Source organism: Pararhizobium sp. DWP3-4, from assembly GCF_049898205.1.
In the GTDB taxonomy this organism is placed as follows: domain Bacteria; phylum Pseudomonadota; class Alphaproteobacteria; order Rhizobiales; family Rhizobiaceae; genus Pararhizobium.
This window is the reverse complement of sequence record NZ_JAFCXF010000009.1, coordinates 64,103-87,023: the sequence shown is the minus strand read 5'-3', so window position 1 is coordinate 87,023 and position 22,921 is coordinate 64,103. Positions and strand designations below refer to the sequence as shown.

Sequence of the window (22,921 nt, the reverse complement as noted above, 5' to 3'; positions counted from 1 at the left end):
TTCCCCGCCACAGCGCGTTTAAAAAACGGCTGCCGCAGGAGAGACGAGGGCGCCGTCAGGGCGGCGCACCTCAGTTCAAGCCGTCGAACTTCGTGTCGCCGACATCGATGTCGCCGAGCGTACGGAAACTGATACGCGCGCCGATCGACCAGTCGTTGGCGACGGATTGATCGCTGTCGCGCTCTTCCTTGTAGACCAGCGAGAAGATCGTATCCCGGTCGTCATAGGTAATGCCGATGCCATTGCGGGTGACGACATTGCTGTTCAGATCGTAGGTGACCGAGCCGAACACCGACCAGTAATCGGCGAACTTGTAGGCGGCTGCGGTCTGGATCTCGTCCTGGTCCTTGATCGAGCCGTAGAGCGGTTGTGCCTGGATGCTGGTATAGGTCACCGCCGTCTGCCACAGGATGCCCTGATAACCGAGCGTCGCATCGGCGCGGCGCAAGTCGAGATCGCGCTCGTCGAAACGGCTGCTGAAGCTTGCCGTGAGACCCGATGGGGCATCGATGCCCACCATGGCCACATAGTCGGACCGGTCGGTTTCGAGGCCGGAATTGGCACCGGCCTTGACCAGATCGTCGGTCGCAAACGAGTTCACGCCGCCAAGATGGAACGATTGTCCGGCAATGGCGCGCAGGGCATAGCCGTTACCAAGGGCGCCGGTATAGCGGACGCCAAGGTTGGCGCGGGTTCCGCCTTCGATGCGGTCATAGCCGGAGAACTTGTCGCGGTCGAACAGCGATGTCGCGTCGAACACGAAGCTCTGCGCATCCTCGTTCGGCAGGCCGCCGGCATATTCCTCATTGGGCCGGGCGAAGATCTGGGCGATCGGCTCGATGATGTGGCTGCTGTAGTCCGTCGTCAACAGGATCGGGTAGCGCGCGTCGATACCGGCCGTCAGCATCCGGCGCGTTGCCGCGTCGTCATTGTTGAAGTCACCGGTATAGCCGGTGCCGGGATCGGCCATCGATGATCCGATCAGATCGCCGCGGGCGGCCAGGATCGGCGTCAGCGACAGGCCGCCTGGAACGATGAAGTTGCGCTTCCATTCGAGGTCGGCAGTCAGGCGGTGATAGGTGCCTTCAAGGCCGCGGAAGCGATCGACGATACCCGGTATCTCAAATTCGTCCTCGCGGTTACGATTGACGTTGGTCAGGTTGATATCGGCCGTCAATTCTCCGCCGAACACCGGTTCCGGGTGGGTATAGGAATAGTCGAGAACCTGGGCGACGGCCTGCTTGTTTTCGGCGATGCTGTCCGGATCCGCATCCTGGATATCGAAGTAGAAGGCGCGCGCGTCGAAGGAATTGCGCTTGCCGAGACCCGACAGGTAGACCTGGTTCGTAAAGGTCGTGCCGTCGAAGGTCGAAAGCTCGTAGGTCTTGGCGAAGTTGTTGTCGCTCTGAACGAGAACATCCCAGCCGAAGGTCCAGCGCGGGTTGATCTCGAACTTGGCCTTGGAACCGATCATCCCGCGATTGGTTTCCTGGGCATCGACGGTGTTGCCGGTGAAACTGCTGCGGTTCAGCTGGCTGATGCCGGCCATGCTGAGAATATGTTCGCCGTTTTCGAAGCGCTGGCGGAATTCGCCCTGCAGCAGGAAGCCCTGGCGGGTGAGGCCGGTGCCGGTCACCGTCGCATCCATATAGGGCGAAATCGCCCAGTAGTAGGGAACGCTAACGCCGGCGCCGAGCTTCTGCGTATAGCCGAATTTCGGGAACAGGAAGCCGCTCTTGCGCTTAATCGTCTGGTCCGGAACCTCGAGCACCGGCAGGTACAGGATCGGCCTGCCGAACAGCTCGAACTTGGCATTCTCCATGCGAATCGTATGGGTCTTGCCGTTCTGGACGATGCGTTGCGCCTTGACGTGCCAGAGCGACTTGTGATCGGGATCGGTCGCGCACGGCGTGCAGGCCGTATAGACGGCGTTGTTGAGGATCATCTCCTCGCCATTGCGCCGCTCGCCGGTGACGGCGGCAAGCTTGGTCAGGTCGGTGGTTTCGACCCGCAGACGCTCGATAAAGCCGTTGCCGAAATCATCGGTCACGTCCATCTGGTCGGCATAGACCCTGTTGCCGCCCGGTTCGATCAGCTCGATTTCGCCGGTCGCGATGATGCGCCCGGTCTTCTGGCTGTATTCGACCTGCTGGGCGACCATCTGGTAGCCGCCGTAATTGATCTGGACGGCGCCGCGCACGATCACGCGCTCAGCGTCCTTGTTGTAGACAAGTTCATTGGCCGACAGAAGCATCTTGGCGTCTTCGGGCATTTTCGGATTGAACGAATCGATCTTGGTTTCTTGTGCCCATGCGGGTGCGATCGGGGTCAGCGCCTGGAGCGCAACACCGGAAAGCAGAATGGCCGCCAGCAGCCTGATATGTTTGCGGTTGCCTGCCGCCACTAGCCATCCTCCTCATGCAATAGAATCGTCGAGCCCAGCGCCATCGCTACAACAACTGGCAACCAGGCTGCAACGAACGGAGGCACTATGCCGCTGCTCCCGAATGCTTTGACAAGCACGGTGACGACATAAAGCACGAAGCCCGACAGGATTCCACCGAGAATTACCGGTCTCGATTGGTTAAACCGGCTAAATTTTAACGAGACGCTTGCGGCGATCAGAGTCATGGCGACCAGAAGCAGCGGAAGCGCCAGCATGGAGTGGAATTGGGTTTCCATCGCATTGGTCGGGAAGCCAAAAGACTTGGCGACTGCAATTTTGCGTCTCAAGTCGAAAAATTGAATAGAATCAGCCTTCGTCAACGTTTCCTGGACAAATTCCGGCTTCAGGTGAGTCGGCAATTGTACCGTTGCGAGGCGACGCGGCAGTTCGCCGTTGCGGGTTTCCATCACCCCGTTAAGAAGCCAGTAACCATCTTCCAGTTTTGCCGACGCGGCGTCCTGTCTTAAAACGATCGTGCCGAGCGGATCGAAATGGATCACTGTCACATTGACCAGCGTCTTGCCTTCATCCTGAACGGACCGCGCGCCGATGATCGTATCGTCTTTTCCGTAGATCTGACGCAGCCAGGGGATGGAGATTGCCGATACGGCCGAGGACGAGCTGCCCCATTCGGCCTCAAGCGCCTCGGCCTGTTTCGTCCCCCAGGATGCGATCGGATTGAGCGCAATAACCGTGGCAATACCGAACAGGAACGCGCCGATCACGAAGGGCTGCAGAAACTGCCAGGCGGAGATCCCGGCCGCACGCGTCACCACCAGTTCATAGCGCCGATTGAGCGAGATCAGCGACGCCATGCCGGCAAACAGGGCGACGAACGGCACCGTCTGCTGCAGGATCATCGGAATGCGGAACGTCGTCATCAACAGCGCCCCGGTGACCGAATAGCGCGGCAGTTGCGACATGCGGTTCGACAGTTCGCTGAAGTCGATGATGAAGATCAACGCGAAGATGCCGGCGAGGAACCAGAATGTGGTGATCGCGTAACGCTTGAAAAAATAACGCCCGAGCGTCGTGGAGATCATTTCACCTGGTTCCCGTCAGATGCCGGGTTGGCCTTGGTCAGGCGCAGGCGAACCAGAATCTCGTTGACCTTCTGCTCCAGCGTGAGCGGAATTTCAAGCCGCCTGTTGCCCACCAGCTGGCGTATCGCCAGATAGCCGGTGCCAAGCGGGATCAAATACATGATCGGGATGAAGAACCGCGATTCCTCGGCGCTGTTGGCCGCATAGAATGTGGTCCAGCGAATGAACAGGCATGTCAAAAGCGCCGTGATCATCGGATGCACGCGGGCTTCCCGGTGCGACCGGGCATCGCTGCTGAAGACCAGTGCGATCAGGGCAAACAGCAGGGGATAGGTCCATTCCGTCAAGCGGCGATGCAGTTCCGCGGTGAAGGCTTCCGGATTTTTCTCGTAGACAGGATCCTTCGGATCCGGATTGATCAGGAACGGCAGGTCACGGTCCTTGGCTCTGATCGTCGCCTGGCCGGTCATCTTGGTCATGTCGGTCAGGTCGAAGGCGTAGCTGTCGAATTTGATGATCGAGACATTGCCATCCGGCAGTTTGCGGTGCACCTCGCCGTCTTTCATCACCAGCGCCGAGCCGCTGTCGTCGACCGCGCCTTCGCGGGCGTAATAGACGAGCTCATAGGCGGGATCGCGCGAATCGGCGACGAAGATGCCGTGAAGCACGCCGCCGTTGCGCCGCGAGGCGACCTGGACATAGAGACCATCGGTAATCTTGCGGAAGGTGTTTTCCTGGACGACCGACGACAAGAGATCCGCGTGAGCGGTGGCGATCATCTTGCGCACGGCCATGCGCGAATAGGGCTCGACGAAGTTATCGACGGTGAACGATACCGCGCTGAGTGCAAGGCCGAGATAGATGATCGGCCGGATGATCATCATGCGCGAACTGCCGGCCGCGTTCAGAACTGTCAGCTCCGAATCGGCATTCATCGCCGTCAGCGTCTGCGCTACGCCGATCACCAGCGCGAAGGGCAGGATGAGCGGAATGATCGAGGGCAGGATGAGTGTCGCAAGGCGCATGAAGGCCAGCGTCGACTGGCCGCTATCGGTGACCAGATTGACGCTGGTCAAGGCCTGCGTCGTCCAGACGATCGCCATCAGCGGCAAAAGCGTGGCAAAGAACATGCCCGTTGCCCGCTTCAGGATATAGCGTTCGATCAACTTCATACGGGGTCCTGGCCCATCTTCCTGCCGTTTGTCCGGTTCGCTACCGCCGGCCCGGACATGGCCGAGCCGAATGTCCCTATTGCGCTGAATGAACCGGTTTGCATGTTTTCCACGATAACGAAATTGTAAAGGAGCAGGGCTAAGGCTCGGCAAAGAATGATGGTTAACAGCATGTAAACATAAGGTGGCGCCTTGCCAAGGTCATCGAAACCAACAACGGTGCATGAACCTGTTTCCGGGCTTGCGGTTGATGGCGAATGTTTGCCACTGTAACCCCCATGTAACAGACTGGCGTCGGGCCAGGGCAATTCTGGAGTTCTTCATGTCATTGAAATTCGAAATCGGTTTCAGCAAGTCAGCGCGCCTGTCGGGCGGCCTTGCGATCCTGCTCAAGACTCTTGACGGAAAAGAGGCGGCAGGGGCTGCGGAAGCCGATCCGGATGAAATCATTGCCAAGGCCGCACGCATCGCCAAGTTCAAGGCGAAATCTCTGCGCGCCCTCGACATCGTCGCGCCGCAGGGCGCCCCCGTCGATCGTATTCTGGTGCTCGGTATCGGCGACGGCGCCGGCCTGACGGCGCATGACTGGCTGAAGGCTGGCGGTGCTGCGGCATCGAAAGTCCGTGGTGCCGAAAAGGTGGCGATTTTCCTCGATGCGCCCGGCGTCGAAGTGTCCGGAAAGGCTGCCGCCGATTTTGCCCTGGGCATGGAAATGAACGCCTACAGCTTCGACACCTACAAGACGACGAAGAAGGATGATGACGACCAGAAAGGACTGCCGAAGCCGATAAAAGTGACGATCGTCACCGGCGCGGCGATCGCCGCCAAGAAGGCGGCCACCCATTCGCAGGCGATCGCCGAAGGTGTGTTCATCGCCCGCGACCTCGTCAACGAACCGGCCAATATTCTCGGGCCCGTCGAATTCGCAGCCAAGGCGAAGGAGCTGGAAAAGCTCGGCGTCGAGGTCGAAATCCTCACCGAACGGGACATGAAGAAGCTCGGCATGGGCGCGCTGCTTGGCGTGGCACAGGGCTCGGTGCGGCCGCCACGGCTGGCGATCATGCAATGGAAGGGCGGCAAGCCGAAGGACCGGCCGGTCGCCTTCGTCGGCAAGGGCGTGGTGTTCGACAGCGGCGGCATCTCGATCAAGCCGGGCGCCGGCATGGAGGAGATGAAGGGCGACATGGGCGGTGCGGCCGCCGTCACCGGCCTGATGCATGTTCTGGCAACCCGCAAGGCCAAGGCGAATGTCGTCGGGATCATCGGCCTTGTGGAAAACATGCCGGATGGCAACGCCCAGCGTCCGGGCGACATCGTCACCTCGATGTCCGGCCAGACCATCGAGATCATCAACACCGATGCGGAAGGCCGGCTCGTGCTCTGTGACGCGCTGTGGTATTGCAACGACCGCTTCAAGCCGCAGTTCATGATCAATCTGGCCACCTTGACCGGCGCCGTCATGGTGGCGCTCGGCAGCCATTATGCCGGCCTGTTCACCAATGACGACACGCTGGCCGGCCAGCTGACGGCGGCGGGGCTGACGACGCAGGAAAGGCTTTGGCGCCTGCCGCTCGGCAAGGAATATGACAAGATGATCGACAGCAAGTTTGCCGACATGAAGAACACCGGCGGCCGCTATGCCGGCTCGATCACCGCCGCCCAGTTCCTCAAGCGCTTCGTCAAGGACACGCCCTGGGCGCATCTGGATATTGCCGGTACGGCGATGGGCTCGCCGACCGACGAGATCAACCAGTCCTGGGCCTCCGGTTTTGGCGTGCGGTTGCTCGATGAACTCGTTCGCTCCAATTACGAGAGCTGACGGCGACGTGACCGAAATCCTGTTCTACCACCTGACGGAATCCAAGCTCGAAGACGCGCTGCCGCCGCTGCTCGACCGCTGTGTCGAGCGTGGCTGGCGCGTCGTCGTGCAGACGGTGGCCGACGAGCGCCGCGACATGCTCGACAATCACCTCTGGACCTATCGCGACGACAGTTTTCTCCCGCATGGCACCGACGCGACGGAGTTTTCGAGCGATCAGCCGATTCTCTTGACCGCTGGCGAAGATAACGGCAACAACGCCACCGTCCGCTTCATCATCGACGGCGCCGTGCCGCCGCCGGTCGGCGCCTACGAGCGGGTGGTGTTCATGTTCGACGGCTATGACCAGGCCCAGCTGGAAGGCGCGCGGGCGCACTGGAAGGTGCTCAAGGGCGAGGGCCATGCGCTGACCTATTGGCAGCAGAATCAGGACGGGCGCTGGGTGAAGAAGGCTTGATCAACCGTTTCGAAGAATGCTCAGTCCTCTTGAGAGAATGTAACATTCCTGCCGCGATGGAATATGCGCATGATGGTGACAACATCACCCTTGATGCGGAAGGCTATGGTTGCCCGGCGGCGGAAGCCCACTAAGCGCAAACCCGTCCTTCTATCCGAACGGCTGCCTCGTTCGGGAAAGGTGGCGAAAGACACGCAGTAATCAACGATCTCGTTAATATACACTCTGGCGTCACGCGGTCCGGCGCGCGGCAGCAGATAGTCATATAAGTCGCTGAGATCGGCCTCTGCCGCCACGTCGAAGATAATGGCGTGGCTCATGGGCGGCCAGGTTGTTTTTGTTCCTGACGTGCATCCATATGATCATGAAGCCGCTTTCGGACCTCTTCAACGGAAAGCGCGCGGCTCGGGTCGGCATCATGAGCGTCAATGGTCGGCACGACCTCCTCGATCAGCCATTTCTCGATGGCCGCGTCGCGCGCGGCAAGCGTGCGCAATCCATCCCGGATCACTTCGCTTTCGCTGGCATATTCGCCCGACGATACTTTCGCCTTGACCATTTCGGCCATTTCGATGGGAAGGGTTATGCTGAGGGCTTGTGTTGTTCGCATTGCCTGATCCTCCATTTCACAGGATTTTAGCATGCAGTACGATTTAATCATATTACGCCTGTCACAAAAAAAGGCCGCGCACCGAACGGTGCGCGGCCTTCATGATTCTTGAAACGCTCAATCGAAGAACGCATCCACGAACTTGCGACGACCGAGCATGAAGGCATCGGCGACGTGCCGCAGCGGCGCCAGATCGACGTCTGACGTCTTTGCCTTGATGATATCGGCGAAGCGGGCGTAGAGCGCCGGGTATTCCTGTTCCGGCTCGTCATGAACCAGCTTGCCGTCGATCGACAGCTTGGCGCCGCCTTCGGAGAGGACCATCATGCCGGCATCGGTTTCGGCAACGATGTCCCAGCTCTGATGGCCGGTCTGGCGCCAGTCGAATTCGGCCGAAACCGGCAGGTTTTTGGCGTCGCTGAAGACGATAGAGGCGGCGATCGGCGCGTCGCGGTTTTCCGGGAACTCAAGGGTTGCCGAGGTGATGAACAGCGGGTTCGGCAGGATATGGGTGACGATTGACAGGGCGTTGATACCGGGATCGAAGACGCCGAGGCCGCCGGCGGCCCAGATCCAGTCCTGGTTCGGATGCCAGTGGCGCACGTCTTCCTTCCAGATCACCTTGACGTCGTTGATCCTGGTCGAGGCAAGGAATGCCTTTGCGGCCTCGACGGCGGGCGCATAGCGCGAATGCCAGCTGGCAAACAGCGACAGGCCCTTTTCGTCGGCCAGCGCCTGAAGGTCGGCGACTTCGCTCAGCGTCGCACCCGGCGGCTTTTCGAGGAAGACGTGCTTGCCGGCTTCCAGCGCCGTGCGGGCTGCGGCATAGCGGAACTGCGGCGGCATGCAGAGCGACACCGCATCGATCGCCGGAACCGCGTCGAGCATCGCTTCGATCGACTTGAAATTGTCGATGCCATCGACGACGCCGTGGCGGCTGGCGGCAGCGATCAGCTTGTAATCCGCATTCTTGGCGATGGAAGGAAGATGCTGGTCGCGGACGATCTTGCCGACGCCGACGATCGAGATATGGATGGGGCTCATGGTGCTTCGCTCGATTTGTATGACTTTTATGGTGGGCTTTTGTAGCAGAAAGACAGTCCCGGGCAAGCCGTCCGGCGCGGCCGTTATGCCAGATCCGTTTTCGTGAAGTCGTCGCCGACAAACAGCATCGGCACATGCGCCGCCTTGCATGCAGCATAGGAAAAACAGTCGCCGAAATTCAGCTGGGCCGGATGCCCGCGCCCTTTGCCGTATCGCGCAAAGGCGTCGATGGCGGCAAAGCCTATTTCGGGCGTGATGGGGATGACGCTCACGTCCATCGCTTCCAGAAAATCCAGGAGCAAAGTCTTGGTCTCGGCAACGGAACACTTGCGCTTGCGAGACAAAACAACAGCCGCTTCGAACAGAACGGTCGGTGCGGTCACAAGCGGCGATGTCGTAGCGCTCAAACGGTCAGCCATCTCGTTGGCGCGCGGCTCTTCTGCTATGTATTCGACGATTGCCGAGGTTTCGAGGAACATTATTCGTTGCCCCACATCTCGTCCAGATACGCCTTCTCGTCGAAATTTTCGACAGGTTCGCCAAGAGCGCGAAAACGATCCTGAAAAACCTTCAGTCGCTCCTGTAAGGTTTCAGGTGGGGCATCTCTGTGGACGACGCGCTCCAGCGCAATCCGGATCGCTTCCGTCTTCGTTTTGGTTTTGAGCAAACGCTGTGCCTGCGTAGCCAGATCATTCACGGTCTCGTCCCGGACGTAGAGCGGCATTTGAATATTCCGATTTGAACAATTGAATATTCACTATAGATAAGACCGGACGATTGTAAAGTTTGCGGAAGTTTTGCCCATGCCTCCTATCATCCGAAAAGCCGACCGCGCCGATCTCGATGTCCTGATCGACTGGGCCGCCAAAGAGGGCTGGAATCCGGGTCTCGACGATGCACCGGCTTTCTGGGCAGCGGACCCGGACGGCTACTGGATTGCCGAGGAAGACGGCATCATGGCCGCAGCATTGTCGCTGGTGCGTTACGACGAGACCTATGCGTTCCTCGGGTTCTACATGGCGCATCCGGATTATCGCGGGCAGGGGATCGGTCTTGCGCTTTGGCAAAAGGCGCTTTCGGAAGCGGGAGACCGGACGGTCGGGCTGGATGGGGTGGTGGCCCAGCAGGACAATTACCGCAAGTCGGGCTTCGTTTACGCCCATGCCAATTTCCGCTATGGCGGCGAGGTCCAGTGCACCGAGCCGCCGGGCACCGAACTGGTCTCGGTCTCGCCCGTGCTGGTGCCGATGCTCTCCGATTACGATGCGCGATTCAATCCGGCCCGGCGCAACGCCTTCCTGCGCGAATGGCTGAAGGCTATGGACACGCGCGAAAGCTTCGCCCTGCTGCGCAATTCCGAGGTTGCCGGCTACGGCACCATCCGGGCCTGCCGCGAAGGCCACAAGATTGGCCCGCTGTTTGCCGACAGCGAAACGAATGCCGACCTGATTTTCCGCAAGCTGGTGACCAGTGTTGGCGGCGGCCAGGTCTATCTCGATATCCCCGAGCCCAACGCGGCAGCCCGAGGGCTGTGCGATCGCTACAATCTGAAGCCGGTGTTCGAAACGGCGCGGATGTATCGCGGACCGGTGCCGGACCTGCCGCTCGGGCAGATCTACGGCATCACCACGTTCGAATTGGGATAGGGCGCATCAGTTCCAGAACGGCAAGCTGCGATGGCTGCCGAAGATGACGATGCTGGCGAAGACGGCGATCACCAGCAGCACGACGAGAACCCAGAACAGGCGGCTTGATGCCTGAGCCTCTTCGACGAAAACCGGCTCCTTGTTGCGCAACGCGTTCATCGCGTGGCGGGGATCGCCCCATTTGACGCGCCGGAACCGGAAGGCATTTTGGGTTTCGTTGTTCATGGAAAAGGACGTTAAAGCCTCGATTTGAACGGTGGCTTAAAGGTTTTGGTAAAAATTTAGCGTTTGCTTGTGGATAGTGTCCGACCGCGATCTGCAGCGACTGCCTACCGCTTTTTCGTCATGGCCTTGTGCAGCGCCGTGAAGATGCGGTCGTCCTGGGATTGCGAGACATTGAACCGCAAAAAACTGGTCGCCGATTGCGACAGGCTGAAGACGTTGCCGGGGGCAAGAACGATGTTGTCGGCCAGCGCTTCGCGGGCGATATCTGCCGAATCAAGGCCGTCCGGCAGTTGGCTCCAGAGAAACATGCCGGCCTGCGGCTCGATCCAAGATTCGAGCCCGAGGTTTTTTAGCCGGGCGCTGACATTGGTCATGGCGCGCGAAAGGCGCAGGCGCAGTCCCTCCATGTGCTTGCGGTAGCTGCCGTCGCGCAGCACATTCAGCACCAGCTCGGCGGTGAGCCGTCCGCCGCCGAATGTGGTGGCGATCTTCAGGTCGATCAGCCCCTCGATCCAGTCGGGGCGGGCGGCGATGAAGCCGCAGCGCGCCGATGCCGACAGGGTTTTGGAAAAGCTGCCGATATGGATGACCCGGTCAAGACCGTCGAAGGCGGCAAGTCTCGGGGCGGCAACATGCTCGAAATCGGCAAAGATATCGTCCTCGATGATGGTCAGCCCGGCCTGTTCGGCGAGCTTCAGCACCCGGTGCGCCGTCACCGGCGACAGCGTCGCCCCGGTCGGGTTGTGGATGGCGGAGTTGGTGATGTAGAGGCGCGGCTTGTGCTCCTGCAGCACTTTGGCGAACTGCTCGATATCAGGCCCGGTGGGCGTGTAGGCAACGCTGACGATGCGGGCGCGGTGGGCGCGCAGCAGCGCATGGAAATTGAAATAGCAGGGATCGTCCACCATGACGGTGTCGCCCGGTTCCAGCAGAAACCGGCACATGAGATCGAGCGCCTGCGTTCCCGATTCCGTCAGCATGATCTGGTCCGGCGAAGCGTCGATGCCGTGGTCGGCCATTCTGCGCGCGATCAGCTGGCGCAAGGGCGGCAGGCCGAGCGGCGTGCCATAGTCGGCAAGCGACGCGCCATCGGCGCGCGACATGGTCCGCAAGGCGCGGCGCACGCCGTCGTCCGGCAGCCACGAGGGCGGCAGCCAGCCGCATCCCGGTTTGAGATCATCGCTGCCTGCATCCAGCGACTGGCGCGATACCCAGAAGGGATCGACCGCCCGGTCCAGTTTCGGCCCGATTTCCGACAGAGCGAGGGGGGCGGTCTGGCTTGCCACGTAAAAGCCCGAGCCCGGACGCGGCTGGATCACGCCTTCGGCGGCAAGCCTGTCATAGGCTTCGACCACGGTGGAGGTGGAGACCTGCAAGGTTCGCGCAAACGCCCGGATCGACGGCAGCTTGTCGCCTGCAGTCAGGCTGCGGCCGGCAATGCGCTGCCTGATGGCGGCGATCACCGTGGCGATAAGGGTGCCGCTCTTCGTTTCGTCGAGCATCCGTACGTGATCCGATACCATAACAGTTTTGCTAAACCGTACATGACTGTTACTGGCATTGCCAGCCGCCGCCGCCGATAAGAAGGAAACCAAGGAGCTTTGAATGGACCGGATGGCGAGCGGATGGATCAACGGATTGATCGGCGTGGTGATCTTCAGCGGTTCGCTGCCGGCGACCCGCGTAGCGGTGATGCAGCTGGACCCGGTGTTCTTGACCGTTGCGCGCGCGGCGATTGCCGGCCTCTTGGCACTTTGTCTGCTTCTCGTCTTCCGGCAGAAGCGGCCGTCGCGCGGCGATATCGTCTCGCTGGTTGTCGTCGCCCTCGGTGTTGTCGTCGGCTTTCCGCTGTTGACGGCATTGGCGCTCCAGCATGTCACCTCGGCGCATTCCATCGTTTTCGTCGGCCTGCTGCCGCTGGCGACGGCGATCTTCGGCGTATTGCGCGGCGGCGAGCGGCCAAAGCCGGCCTTCTGGATATTCTCGACGCTCGGCAGTGCGCTGGTCGCCGGTTTTGCGCTTGTACAGGGTGGAGCGACATCCCCTCTCGGCGATGGATTGATGCTTGCCGCGATCATCGTCTGCGGGCTCGGTTATGCCGAAGGCGCAAGGCTGTCGCGCACGCTGGGCGGCTGGCAAGTGATCTGCTGGGCGCTGGTCCTGTCGCTGCCGGTGATGATTGCCCTGTCGCTTGTCTTAAGACCGGACACGTTTTCCGGCGTTGCGCTGCCCACCTGGCTCAGCCTTGCCTATGTGTCGCTGTTCAGCATGCTGATCGGTTTCATCTTCTGGTATCGCGGCCTCGTGCAGGGCGGCATCGCCGCCGTCGGCCAGCTCCAACTGCTGCAGCCCTTCTTCGGCCTGGCGCTGGCGGCAACTTTGTTGCATGAGCCGGTGAGCTCAACGATGCTGGCGGTCACTGTTGCAGTCATCCTTTGCGTTGCTGGTGCGCGAAAGTTCGCCCGGTAGGAGCGGGGCGGCCGGAGACTTTTCCCAAGAGAGCTTTTACACTTCGGTCTTCATCGAAGCATTCCGGCGTCAAGGTCGATATAGCAGGATGGAATTTGGCAATCCTTCTGATGTGAGACGATCATGACACCGGACACGATAAATCTGAAAAAGGAACTGGCGCTGCTGCTGGCGCTCGCAACGCTCTGGGGCGCCTCCTACACCTTCATCAAGATCGGCGTAGAGACCATTCCGCCGATCACGCTGATTGCCACCCGCACCCTGATCGCCGGCCTGCTGCTTTTGGCAGTCCTGCGTGTCCGGGGGCTTTCCCTGCCGAAGGACAAAGCGACGTGGGGACGGTTTCTGTTTCAGGCCTGCCTGAACAGCGCAATCCCCTTCACGCTGATCGCCTGGGCGGAACAAACCGTCGATGCTGGTCTCGCCGCCATCCTGAATTCGACGACGCCGATCTTTGCCTTTCTGCTGACAGCCCTTCTCACCCGCCATGAACCGGTGACGGGACGCAAGCTGTTCGGCGTCGTCGCCGGGATTGCCGGGATTACCCTTGTCGTCGGCTTGGAAGCGTTGAACGGTGCCGGTGACCAGCTACCGGCCCAACTCGCCATCGTCGCCGCAACGATCTGCTATGCAGGCGCTGCCATTTTCGGCCGCGGTTTCAAATCGCTCGATCCGATGATGCCGGCGGCCGGGTCGCTGATCTGCGGCGCGGTTATCCTGATGCCGCTCAGCCTGGCGATCGAACAACCTTGGACATTGGCGCCGTCCACAGGCTCGATCCTCGCCTTGCTGGGCCTATCGGTATTTTCGACAGCACTCGCCTTCGTCATCTATTTCCGGCTGGTGCACACGCTTGGCTCTGTCGGGACGACGGCGCAGGCCTATCTGCGCGTTCCGATCGGCGTGGCGATCGGCGTCATCTTTCTGGGAGAAAGCATCAGCAGCACGGCACTTGTGGGTCTTGCCTGCGTCATCAGCGGCGTCATGGCCATGACCATCCCGGCCCGCAAGCGTGTTCCTGCCTGATCAGGCGGTGCCGTCCGTTTGGGCCTCGGTGTGCAGCCAGTGGATGAAATTCCTCGCCGGTGGATTTTGCATCATGCCGGGTGAAAAGATGGCAAAATAGGCGAAGGTCAGCGGGCCGCCGATCGACAGCGCAAACGGCCGGACAAGCCGTCCGGCCGCCAGGTCATCGGCCACAAGAGCCTACATCGTTGCCATGCTGTCGGTGTTGACGATCCCGCTTTCCCCGCGCGTCATGTTCGGTACGGAGGAAACGGCGGCAGGGGAGCCCCAACCGTTCTGAGTCACGGCTATGACGATAGCGGCGCGGAAAGGGCATTGTCTGCTTGAAGGGAAGGCCCGTGCGGTTTGATCCGGTGGGCACCTCATACTCCGTCTTCCTCTCCTCGGGTTTAACCCGAGGACTTGTGGCGGGGGTACAGCAGCGGCGCGTCTGCGCCGCTAGAGAAGTCTTTTCACGCGACGGACGTTGCGTGGCTGGATTCCCGTGACAAGCACGGGAATGACGGGGAACCTAGTGGCCCGTGTTCCCAATCACAGGTCGATGACTGAAAACGCCTTGTTCAGTTGACCGCCGCCGATCAGCTTGCCATTGCCTGTTCGTATTCGTCGGACAATGTCATCCAGTGCTCTTCGGCCTTGGCGAGCCTGGCCACGACTTCGGCGCGTTCCTTGACCTTGGCTGCGGCCTTTTCCGGAAACTTGTCGTAGAGGTCCTGGTCTTCAAGCTCCTTGTCGAGGGCTTGAATCTGTTTGTTCAGTTTTGCCGTCAAGGATTCGACATCGTTGATCTTTTTCTTCAGCGGCGCGAAGGTGGCGCGCTTGTCGGCATTGGCCTTGCGCTGCTCGGCCTTGCTCAGCTGCTCCTCGCCGCCGTTACCCTTGCTCTTGCCGCCCTTACCCTTGGAACTCTGGACGATGGTTGCGCGGTAATCCTCAAGGTCGCCATCATAGTTGGAGACGGTACCGTCCTTCACCAGCCACAGCCGGTCGGCCGTCGCCTCGATCAGGTGGCGATCGTGCGAGATCAGGATGACAGCGCCGGTATATTCGTTCAGCGCCTGGATCAGTGCGTTGCGGCTGTCGATATCCAGATGGTTGGTCGGCTCATCGAGGATCAACAGGTTCGGCGCATCGAAGGCGGCAAGGCCCATCAGCAGACGGGCCTTTTCACCACCGGAGAGGTCCTTGGCCGGCGTGCTCATCTTGGCGGTCGCAAGGCCCATCTGGGCGACGCGGGCGCGCACCTTGCCTTCGGTGGCGCCGGGCATGCGCTGGCGCACATGCTCGACGGCATCGTGTTCGGGGATCAGGTCGTCGAGCTGGTGCTGGGCGAAGAAGCCGATCTTCAGGCCCGGCGCCGTCTGGACCGAGCCGCCGGTGGCGGGAAGGCGGCCGGAGATCAGCTTGGCAAAGGTGGACTTGCCGTTGCCGTTCGAGCCGAGCAGGGCGATGCGGTCGTCGGTATCGATGCGCAGCGACATGTGCTGCAGGATCGGCTTGCCCGGCGTATAGCCGACGGTGCCGTTTTCCAGCGCGATGATCGGCGATGCGGCTTCCTTCTCCGGATCGGGGAACTTGAAGCCCTGAACGTGATCCTCGATGACGGACGAGACCGTGCCCATGCGCTCCAGCGCCTTCACGCGGCTCTGCGCCTGGCGGGCTTTGGAGGCCTTGGCCTTGAAACGGTCGATGAACGCCTGCAGGTGCTTCCGCGCCGCATCGTTCTTGACCTTGGCCTTGGTCTGCAATTCCATCGCCTCGGCGCGCTGGCGCTCGAACTGGTCGTAGGAACCGCGATAGAAGGTCAGCTTCTGCTGGTCGAGATGGACGATGGCATTGACGGCGGTATTCAAGAGGTCGCGGTCATGGCTGATGATGATGACCGTGTGCGGGTACTTGCTGATATAGTCTTCAAGCCAAAGCGTGCCTTCAAGGTCGAGATAGTTGGTCGGCTCGTCGAGCAGAAGCAGGTCCGGCTCGGAAAACAGCACGGCAGCAAGAGCCACGCGCATGCGCCAGCCGCCGGAGAACGACGAGGCGGGGCGCAACTGCGCGGCGGCATCGAAACCGAGGCCGGCGAGAATGCTGGCGGCGCGCGATTCGGCCGAATGCGCCTGGATATCGGCAAGCCGCATGTGGATATCGGCGATCCGGTGCGGGTCGGTGGCGGTCTCGGCTTCGGCGAGAAGCGCCTCGCGCTCCTTGTCGGCCTTGAGCACGATCTCGATCAGCGGCTCCTCGGTGCCGGGGGCTTCCTGCGCCACCTGGCCGATGCGGGCATTCTTCGGGATCGAGACCGAACCGGTCTCGGCTTCCATGTCGCCGGTGATGATTTTGAACAGGGTCGACTTGCCGGCGCCGTTCTTGCCGACGAGGCCAGCCTTGATGCCGGCCGGAAGCGCAACGCTGGCCTGGTCGATGAGAAGGCGTCCGACAATGCGGGCCGAAAGATTATTGAGCGTGATCATGGCGGCGTTTTGGCCGAACTCGGCCGAGAAGGCAAGGGTTTGCCGCAGTGCAACAGGGTCAGGCGGCGTGTGGAGAGTAGGTTTTTTTCGTCCGGCCGCCGATTGCGGCGGAAAACACCAAAGTTCCCGGCTTGCCGCCGCTGCGAACCGCCCTCAAAGCCAGTTCGGCCTGGGTGAACAGATCGACGCCGCCGGATGCGGTAAACGCCATGGCGATGCCGGTGGAGAGCGATAGAGCCTGCGTCGTGAACGCCCGGTTGGGCAGGGCGACCTGCACGCCTTCGACGGAGGTGCAGATGCGTTGAGCGATGGCTTCGGCATTGTCGGCCGAGACGTCGTGGAAGACGAAGGCAAATTCGTCGGTGCCGATGCGGGCGACGAAATCGTTTTTCTTGACGGATTTGCGGAATTCCGGCGCCAGTTTCTTCAGCGCTTTTTCGACGGTTGCGGCGCCATGGCGCTCGCCCATGTCACGCAGGCCCTCGACGGTGACCAGCGCCAGCGCTGCCGGTCCGACAGCCTTGCCGTCGTCATAGAGTGCCGTGAGCTTCGCCGAGAAGGCGATGCGGTTCGGCAGGCCGGTGACGGGATCGCGGGTGGCGGCCTTGCGCATCGTCTCGATATCGCTGTCGATGCCGCCAAGCTGCGTCACGGTCTCGTTCATCGCGGCGGCAAAGGCCTTTTCCTCGCGCTCGAACACCGCCACCGCATCGCGCAGGTGCGCGGCATCATCGGCGAAGTCCGACATGCCGGCGACCGGATCGGTTTCCAGCCGGGTGATGAAGCTGCGCAGCATCGCGGCAAAGACTTCCTTCTTGGCGATGCTGTCCTTCAGCACATGGCTGACGGCGGAGATCGAGCGGGCCGTATCGGCGCGGATCGTATCCGCCTCGATCGCGGCAAAGCCGGACAGGTGATATTGGATGCCGATCTGCTCGATCTGGTTCTGCATCGGGTGCGCGCCGAGTGCCGCCACGTCGCGCGTCAATTGCGGATTGTTGCCGGACAGCGCCTCGTAGAACAGTTCGTAATTGCGGGGGAAAGCGGCAACGCCAAGCTTGGCCATGGTCTGGGCGACCCTGAGCAGGATCGCGGCGTTCTGCGCCTGATTGCCGTCGTGCTGGGGCTTGTCCGTCATTGCGCATCCCTCACAAAACCGCGGAAAGCGCGGTGGTTGCAAGAGAAAGCTGATAAAGCATCGGGATTAAAAGACTGTCAAAGGCAAGAGCGTTTTGACAAAGCACAACTGCCCGGCTGCAGACATTATCGGGCCGGGCATGGCCATCTCGCCTGCATGGCCATTTGGACCAGCATATCGGCGCTGCGACCATGTTCCTTCGGATGGGCGGCGACAAAGGCGCAGACGATCCGCACCTGCTCCTCAAGCATGATTGTGTCGGGATCGCAGACATTGGCACGGATTTTCTCCGTCACCGGGACCTTGCTGTCCGGCCGGTTGTTTTCCTTATCGACGACATCGGACATTTCGGCATGATGCAGATCGCGCGACCAGCGGTCGAGCACGCCGGCAACATAGCCGACGACCACCGGGTGTTTCTGCCGGCAGAACGTGTTGAGGTCGTCGGCATCCATGAACTGCGCCTGGCTCGCCGAAGCAAACATCAGACCGGCTGTCATCGCAAGCATCCGTCTTTTCATGCGACGCCTCCATCAGCGATCACGTATCGGGCAAGCTTACAGGAGGTCGGCCGATATGGGCAACGGATTGTCCGTTCCGTCTGTCATCGGCGCCGTTGCCGGCTGCGGGCGGCGCTCTATATCTCGGCAAAATCAAGCAGGACAAACATCATGCGCAGAGATGGTGGAACCAAAAGCAGCGGCGAACATATCGGCACCGGCGGCAAAAACGGAGCGTCTCATGCCGGTTAAGCGTCCGAATTGGCTGCGCACAGAAGAGCCCGACCAGACCAGCGCCAGTTTTCCCGAACTGTTCTTCGATCTGGTCTTCGTTTTCGCGCTCGTGCAGCTGTCGCATACGCTGGCTTCCGATTTCGGGCCGACGGCGGCATTCGAATCCATGCTTTTGGTCCTGGCGATCTGGTGGGTCTGGATCAATACGACCTGGGTCACCAATCTTTTGCACACCGGCACGGAAGCCGTCAGGCTGATGCTGTTCTGCCTGATGTTCGGCGGCGTGCTGCTGGCGCTGGCGCTGCCGGAAGCCTTTGGCGAGCATGGGCTGATGTTCGCGCTGATCTACTGCGCCATGCAGGTCGGCCGCTCGCTCTTCACGCTCTATGCCTATCGGGGTGTCGACGACGCATCCTTCACCACCTTCGTGCGGATCACGCTCTGGACGCTGGCCTCGTCCGTCTTCTGGCTGGCCGGCGCGATGATGGAGCTGGAAGGCCGGATCGCGCTGTGGAGCTTCGCTTTGATCATCGACTATGCCTCGCCCGCCGTCCGCTACGCCGTGCCGGGCCTTGGAAAATCGCCGCCGGAAACGCTGGATGTCTCGGGCGAGCACATGGCCGAACGCTGCGCCCTGTTCGTCATCATCTGCCTGGGCGAAACCATCCTGACCACCGGCAAGAACGCCGCCGAGCATATGAACTCGAACACGACCTTTGCGGTGTTCTGCAGTGCCTTCCTCAGCACCGGCTTCATGTGGTGGATCTATTTCCATCATGGACAGGCGGATGCGGCCGACAAGGCGGAAAACACCTCACGCCCCGAGAGCGTTGCGCACAACCTGTTCACCTACGGCCATCTGCCGATCATCGCCGGCATCATCCTGACGGCGGTCGGCGAGGATTTCAGCCTGTCGCATGCGCAGGAGGATAGCTCGCTGAAAAACGCTCTGGCGATGATCGGTGGCCCGATCCTGTTTCTCGCCGGCAATATCTGGGTGAAGATGGCGGTTGCTCGGAAAATTCCGGTGTCGCATCTCGCCGGGCTGGTTCTGCTTGCGGCAACCGCCGGGCTCGTGCCGTTCTGCAGCAATTATATCATCCAGATCACCGCGACCGCAGTGCTGTTCGTTGTCGCTGTCTGGGAATATTGGGCTTTGCGGCACGCCACAGGCGCTGCCGCATAACCGGGGCAGGCGTCAGAACGAGGCCGAGACGATCTGCTTTGCGCTGTCGGGCAGCGCCGAGAACAGGGCAGAGAGGTCCTGCCAGCCATCGGGGCGGCGTCCCGACACATTCTCCGGCCAGTGGCAGATGCCGTCGTCATGGATGTAGCCGACCCAGCGCTGCTCGTCCTGATTTTCAAAATGCAGCACGGCAAGCTTGCCGGCCTCAAGCGCTTCGATGGGATACCAATCCATGGCGTCGTCCTGCTCCATTCTTAAAATATGAACGGACTATGACGCGGCTGACTTGCTCAAGCCTTGTGACATTGCTGTGACATCAGCGAAGAACCAAATGATTTCCGGTGCTTGCCTCACTCCGCATAATGCCGGTATTCCGGCGCCCGCAGGAAATAGCTCATGTCCAGAGCAAGGCTCGGCCCGCCCAGCGCCGTCAGCGTCATATGGCACTGGCCGCGATGGTGGGTCTGGTGGTTGAAGAAGTGGGCGAGCGGCGGGGCGAGACGCTGGGTGACGGGGATAGGGTTGCTGACCGGCGTATAGGTAAAGCGGCCGGCGAGAGCCTGTTCGGTGAGGCTGGCGACAAAGGCGACGATGCGCGTGTCCTCTTCGGTTCGAGCAGCCGAGAGCTCGGTGAAATTACCGAACAGGATGCCGTCAAGTGTTTTCGGCGCTTCGCCGGTGCCGGTAAAACGCTTCATCCAGATCCGGTCGGCTGATAGCACGTGGTTGAGCGTCGCGTGCAGCGAGCCGAAGAAGGCGCCCTTGTTTTCGCGGTATCGCGCGTCGTCGAGCTTGCCAGCCGCGTCAAAGACAAGCCGGTTGGCCCAGCGATTATAGTCGGCAAACATCCGGTAGTGATCGAGCATCGCGGTAGTCCCCAAGGTTTTGCGCAGTCTAGCGCCAAAACGCATCGCGATGGGTGATGCGATCCATGAAATTTACTGATTTGATTGTTGGCTGTCTGTGGTTTCGAATGCCCATGTTGCCATGCTTTTGGTTGCCATGCCTTTGAAGGAGACGACATGACCCGCACCCTCTATACGCTCTGCGGCGCAGACCGGAGCCGGCCGTTTTCGCCCCATACGTGGAAGACGGTCCTGTCGCTTGCCCATAAGGGCCTGGATCACCAGACCATGCCGGTGGGCTTCACCCAGATCCCGGTGATCGAGAACGCGGCAACGAAGATCGTACCCTTGCTGCGCGACGGCGATCAATTGGTCAGTGACAGTTTCGAGATCGCGCTCTATCTGGAGAAGACCTATCCGGATCGTCCATCGCTGTTTGGCGGCGAGGGCGGCAAGGGGATGGCACGGTTCATCGAGAGCTGGTCGCTGATGACACTGCACACATCGCTTGTGCGCATCATCCTCATGGACATTCACGACAGCCTGGAGCCGGTCGATCAGGCCTATTTCCGCACCTCCCGCGAAGCCCGCTTCGGCATGAGCCTCGAGGCGGTGGCGGAAACCGGGATAGAGGAACTAAAGACCTTCGCGGCAAAGCTTGAGCCGTTGCGCACGATGCTGAAGAAGCAGCCGTTCATCGGCGGCGAGACACCATTGTTTGCCGACTATATCGTCTTCGGGCCACTGCAATGGGCGCGCATCGTCTCGACGAAGCGGATTCTCGAGCCGGGCGATCCGGTGATCGAGTGGTTCGAGCGTTGCATCGATCTGCATAACGGTGCCGGGCGCTGCGTGACAGCGGCGTGAAACTTCGCGTCTCCCCCTTGTTTTGCACGGAATTGGCGGCTATTGAACCGCAAAATTCGCGGAAAAACCCCCGATTTATGTAAGCAAAGGGAATTGAGACAATGGCGATTGAACGCACATTTTCGATGATCAAGCCGGACGCAACCAAGCGTAACCTGACGGGCGCCATCACCAAGATGCTCGAAGACGCAGGTCTGCGCGTCATCGCTTCCAAGCGCGTCTGGATGAGCACCCGCGAAGCCGAAGGTTTTTACGCCGTTCACAAGGAACGTCCTTTCTTCGGCGAACTGGTTGAAGGCATGACCTCCGGCCCGACCATCGTCCAGGTTCTGGAAGGCGAAGGCGCCATCCTGAAGAACCGCGAAATCATGGGCGCGACCAACCCGGCCAACGCCGACGAAGGCACGATCCGCAAGACCCACGCTCTGTCGATCGGCGAAAATTCGGTTCACGGTTCGGACGCTCCGGAAACCGCTGCCCAGGAAATCAAGTACTGGTTCTCCGACACCGAAATCGTCGGCTGAATCAATCTCTGAGGGTTTTGACCCGAAGAATTTGAAAAGACTGTAAAAAGCCGGGGCGGAAACGCTCCGGCTTTTTTATATTATGGCGTCTCAGGTAGGACACTTCGCAGTCCGGAAATGTTCCGGGGCCTTGCCGTTCTTGAAGACGTCCGGGTTCTTGTCATAGGCCGGGCCGACCACCAGGGCTTCTGCAGGCATGATGTCCTGGTCGAGGTTGGAAATGACCGAGGTTTTCAGTGTCTGCAGGATGGTGCCGTCGGGGCCTTTGACCTCGATCGTCACCGCATAGGGTTTTTGTCTCTTCACGCAGGTGACGTCGGGGCTTTCAAGGACGATCTTGTCGAGCGTTGGAAACAGCTTGCGGTCGAGCGTCAGGGGCGGACCGCCGGATGGGTCTTCGAATGTGGCGACAACGGTGCTGCCGTCGGCAACCTGTTCGGTCTTCGTCAGCGTGATCATGTAGGTTGCATAGGCGAGGCGGTAGTTGAAGATGAACATCTTGCCGGTCAACTGAAGCGGGTCGGGGCCGGTCTCGCGCTGGCAGGCAGGCAGAACGGCCATAACGGCAAGAAGCGTCGCGGCAAGGGTAAGGTGCCGGGTGCTCATGCGGCAAACTCCTTCTTCTGGCGCTGGTAGTGGCGGTTGGCCTTGGCGCGGTTGCCGCAGACGGTCATGTCGCACCAGGTGCGGCTGCGGTTGCGGCTGCGGTCGAGAAACAGCCATTGGCAATTGGGGCAGATTTTCAACCGCTCGGGCTCAGCGAATGTCGCCAGCATCAGCGCCGAGTGCGCCGTGGCGGCATCCAGCGGCGTTCGCGCGGTTTCCGCCTTATGCCTGCGGATGATGGCGGACGCCGCGTCGAGCAGGTCGGCCAGGTCGTCTCCGGTGGAGGCGCCGAGCACGCGGGCGCGAAAATGCCGGTCGGCGGCCTCGCGCAGATCCAGAAACGCCTCGCGGTTTTCCAGGGCAACCGGCTCCAGCACCCCGAACAGCTGCTGTTCAGCAGAGAACCGGTTTGCAGCAGCGGCAAAGTCGCGCATCGCAACGGGATCGGCATAGCGGTCGATCCGCCGCTCGGCGTCGAAACGCAGAATCACCGAATTGGCGACATCGAGAGCGAGTGCGCCACCGGAAAAACGGTGCTGGGTCCAGGAAAACGTCATGCAATATCCTAACTGGTAAAACGTATTTTACCAGTTATA

At 60.7% G+C, this 22,921-nt stretch carries 26 protein-coding genes; 8 read left to right on the top strand and 18 right to left on the bottom strand.

Annotated features, from left to right (window positions below; translation table 11 throughout):
• Nucleotides 1–70: 70 nt before the first annotated feature.
• From ACP7E6_RS21975 to lptF, 3 genes are read right to left on the bottom strand one after another with little or no spacing between them, the layout of a single operon-like run.
• Complete coding sequence (locus ACP7E6_RS21975; RefSeq protein ID WP_426231844.1) at nt 71–2,404, bottom strand: LPS-assembly protein LptD; 2,334 nt, start codon at nt 2,402–2,404, stop codon at nt 71–73.
• Nucleotides 2,404–3,489 (bottom strand): LPS export ABC transporter permease LptG, encoded by a 1,086-nt coding sequence (gene lptG / locus ACP7E6_RS21970; protein WP_426231843.1) that lies wholly within the window; start codon nt 3,487–3,489, stop codon nt 2,404–2,406. The genes ACP7E6_RS21975 and lptG overlap by 1 nt, the downstream gene beginning before the upstream one ends.
• Complete coding sequence (lptF, locus tag ACP7E6_RS21965) at nt 3,486–4,661, bottom strand: LPS export ABC transporter permease LptF (protein WP_426231842.1); 1,176 nt, start codon at nt 4,659–4,661, stop codon at nt 3,486–3,488. Before lptF ends, lptG begins: the two co-directional genes overlap by 4 nt.
• A gap of 322 nt (nt 4,662–4,983) precedes the next feature.
• Between lptF and ACP7E6_RS21960 the strand changes: the two genes are divergently transcribed.
• On the top strand, nt 4,984–6,480 hold the full coding sequence (locus tag ACP7E6_RS21960) for a leucyl aminopeptidase (RefSeq protein WP_426231841.1): 1,497 nt from the start codon (nt 4,984–4,986) through the stop codon (nt 6,478–6,480).
• Nucleotides 6,481–6,487: 7 nt separating this feature from the next.
• Nucleotides 6,488–6,937, top strand: coding sequence for a DNA polymerase III subunit chi (locus ACP7E6_RS21955; RefSeq protein WP_426231950.1), 450 nt, complete (start codon nt 6,488–6,490; stop codon nt 6,935–6,937).
• 20 nt (nt 6,938–6,957) lie between these two features.
• Here the strand turns inward: ACP7E6_RS21955 and ACP7E6_RS21950 are convergent, their stop codons facing one another.
• From ACP7E6_RS21950 to ACP7E6_RS21930, 5 genes are all read right to left on the bottom strand, one after another.
• Nucleotides 6,958–7,257 (bottom strand): type II toxin-antitoxin system RelE/ParE family toxin, encoded by a 300-nt coding sequence (locus tag ACP7E6_RS21950; RefSeq protein ID WP_426231840.1) that lies wholly within the window; start codon nt 7,255–7,257, stop codon nt 6,958–6,960.
• On the bottom strand, nt 7,254–7,547 hold the full coding sequence (locus tag ACP7E6_RS21945; protein WP_426231839.1) for a ribbon-helix-helix domain-containing protein: 294 nt from the start codon (nt 7,545–7,547) through the stop codon (nt 7,254–7,256). Before ACP7E6_RS21945 ends, ACP7E6_RS21950 begins: the two co-directional genes overlap by 4 nt.
• 117 nt (nt 7,548–7,664) lie before the next feature.
• A complete protein-coding gene (locus ACP7E6_RS21940; protein WP_426231838.1) occupies nt 7,665–8,591 on the bottom strand; it encodes a Gfo/Idh/MocA family protein in 927 nt (308 codons plus the stop codon).
• An 83-nt stretch (nt 8,592–8,674) separates the two neighbouring features.
• Nucleotides 8,675–9,070 carry a type II toxin-antitoxin system VapC family toxin gene (locus ACP7E6_RS21935; protein ID WP_426231837.1) on the bottom strand — a complete coding sequence of 132 codons (396 nt, stop codon included), beginning with the start codon at nt 9,068–9,070 and terminating at the stop codon, nt 8,675–8,677.
• A complete protein-coding gene (locus ACP7E6_RS21930) occupies nt 9,070–9,315 on the bottom strand; it encodes a type II toxin-antitoxin system VapB family antitoxin (protein ID WP_426231836.1) in 246 nt (81 codons plus the stop codon). The genes ACP7E6_RS21935 and ACP7E6_RS21930 overlap by 1 nt, the downstream gene beginning before the upstream one ends.
• A 79-nt stretch (nt 9,316–9,394) precedes the next feature.
• Between ACP7E6_RS21930 and ACP7E6_RS21925 the strand changes: the two genes are divergently transcribed.
• A complete protein-coding gene (locus ACP7E6_RS21925) occupies nt 9,395–10,237 on the top strand; it encodes a GNAT family N-acetyltransferase (protein ID WP_426231835.1) in 843 nt (280 codons plus the stop codon).
• Between the two features lie 6 nt (nt 10,238–10,243).
• Here ACP7E6_RS21925 and ACP7E6_RS21920 read toward each other — a convergent pair whose 3' ends face one another.
• Nucleotides 10,244–10,462 (bottom strand): hypothetical protein, encoded by a 219-nt coding sequence (locus ACP7E6_RS21920; RefSeq protein WP_426231834.1) that lies wholly within the window; start codon nt 10,460–10,462, stop codon nt 10,244–10,246.
• Nucleotides 10,463–10,566: 104 nt separating this feature from the next.
• On the bottom strand, nt 10,567–11,964 hold the full coding sequence (locus tag ACP7E6_RS21915) for a PLP-dependent aminotransferase family protein (RefSeq protein WP_426231833.1): 1,398 nt from the start codon (nt 11,962–11,964) through the stop codon (nt 10,567–10,569).
• Nucleotides 11,965–12,067: 103 nt separating this feature from the next.
• On the opposite strand from ACP7E6_RS21915, the gene ACP7E6_RS21910 reads away from it, so the two are divergent.
• Nucleotides 12,068–12,931, top strand: a complete 864-nt coding sequence (locus tag ACP7E6_RS21910) for a DMT family transporter (RefSeq protein ID WP_426231832.1) — start codon at nt 12,068–12,070, stop codon at nt 12,929–12,931.
• A gap of 123 nt (nt 12,932–13,054) precedes the next feature.
• On the top strand, nt 13,055–13,957 hold the full coding sequence (locus ACP7E6_RS21905; RefSeq protein ID WP_426231831.1) for a DMT family transporter: 903 nt from the start codon (nt 13,055–13,057) through the stop codon (nt 13,955–13,957).
• On the opposite strand, the gene ACP7E6_RS21900 is transcribed toward ACP7E6_RS21905, so the two are convergent.
• The 4 genes from ACP7E6_RS21900 to ACP7E6_RS21885 form a co-directional block, all read right to left on the bottom strand.
• Nucleotides 13,958–14,131 carry a hypothetical protein gene (locus ACP7E6_RS21900; RefSeq protein ID WP_426231830.1) on the bottom strand — a complete coding sequence of 58 codons (174 nt, stop codon included), beginning with the start codon at nt 14,129–14,131 and terminating at the stop codon, nt 13,958–13,960.
• A gap of 404 nt (nt 14,132–14,535) precedes the next feature.
• Nucleotides 14,536–16,425: an ATP-binding cassette domain-containing protein gene (locus ACP7E6_RS21895; RefSeq protein WP_426231829.1), complete on the bottom strand. Its 1,890-nt coding sequence runs from the start codon at nt 16,423–16,425 to the stop codon at nt 14,536–14,538.
• Between the two features lie 58 nt (nt 16,426–16,483).
• Complete coding sequence (locus ACP7E6_RS21890; protein ID WP_426231828.1) at nt 16,484–17,563, bottom strand: GGDEF domain-containing protein; 1,080 nt, start codon at nt 17,561–17,563, stop codon at nt 16,484–16,486.
• A 125-nt stretch (nt 17,564–17,688) separates the two neighbouring features.
• A complete protein-coding gene (locus ACP7E6_RS21885) occupies nt 17,689–18,084 on the bottom strand; it encodes a Rap1a/Tai family immunity protein (protein ID WP_426231827.1) in 396 nt (131 codons plus the stop codon).
• 220 nt (nt 18,085–18,304) lie between these two features.
• Here ACP7E6_RS21885 and ACP7E6_RS21880 point away from each other — a divergent pair, with 220 nt between their 5' ends.
• Complete coding sequence (locus tag ACP7E6_RS21880) at nt 18,305–19,483, top strand: low temperature requirement protein A (RefSeq protein ID WP_426231826.1); 1,179 nt, start codon at nt 18,305–18,307, stop codon at nt 19,481–19,483.
• Between the two features lie 12 nt (nt 19,484–19,495).
• On the opposite strand, the gene ACP7E6_RS21875 is transcribed toward ACP7E6_RS21880, so the two are convergent.
• Both ACP7E6_RS21875 and ACP7E6_RS21870 read right to left on the bottom strand, forming a co-directional pair.
• Nucleotides 19,496–19,717 carry a hypothetical protein gene (locus tag ACP7E6_RS21875; RefSeq protein WP_426231825.1) on the bottom strand — a complete coding sequence of 74 codons (222 nt, stop codon included), beginning with the start codon at nt 19,715–19,717 and terminating at the stop codon, nt 19,496–19,498.
• A 116-nt stretch (nt 19,718–19,833) separates the two neighbouring features.
• Entirely contained in the window at nt 19,834–20,349 is a 516-nt protein-coding gene (locus tag ACP7E6_RS21870) for a DinB family protein (RefSeq protein ID WP_426231824.1), read from the bottom strand.
• A gap of 156 nt (nt 20,350–20,505) precedes the next feature.
• Here ACP7E6_RS21870 and ACP7E6_RS21865 point away from each other — a divergent pair, with 156 nt between their 5' ends.
• Nucleotides 20,506–21,195, top strand: a complete 690-nt coding sequence (locus ACP7E6_RS21865; protein ID WP_426231823.1) for a glutathione S-transferase family protein — start codon at nt 20,506–20,508, stop codon at nt 21,193–21,195.
• A 101-nt stretch (nt 21,196–21,296) separates the two neighbouring features.
• Complete coding sequence (gene ndk, locus ACP7E6_RS21860; RefSeq protein ID WP_113245315.1) at nt 21,297–21,719, top strand: nucleoside-diphosphate kinase; 423 nt, start codon at nt 21,297–21,299, stop codon at nt 21,717–21,719.
• A gap of 90 nt (nt 21,720–21,809) precedes the next feature.
• On the opposite strand, the gene ACP7E6_RS21855 is transcribed toward ndk, so the two are convergent.
• Nucleotides 21,810–22,325, bottom strand: a complete 516-nt coding sequence (locus ACP7E6_RS21855; RefSeq protein ID WP_426231822.1) for a hypothetical protein — start codon at nt 22,323–22,325, stop codon at nt 21,810–21,812.
• On the bottom strand, nt 22,322–22,882 hold the full coding sequence (locus tag ACP7E6_RS21850) for a CGNR zinc finger domain-containing protein (RefSeq protein ID WP_426231821.1): 561 nt from the start codon (nt 22,880–22,882) through the stop codon (nt 22,322–22,324). The genes ACP7E6_RS21855 and ACP7E6_RS21850 overlap by 4 nt, the downstream gene beginning before the upstream one ends.
• Nucleotides 22,883–22,921: the final 39 nt, after the last annotated feature.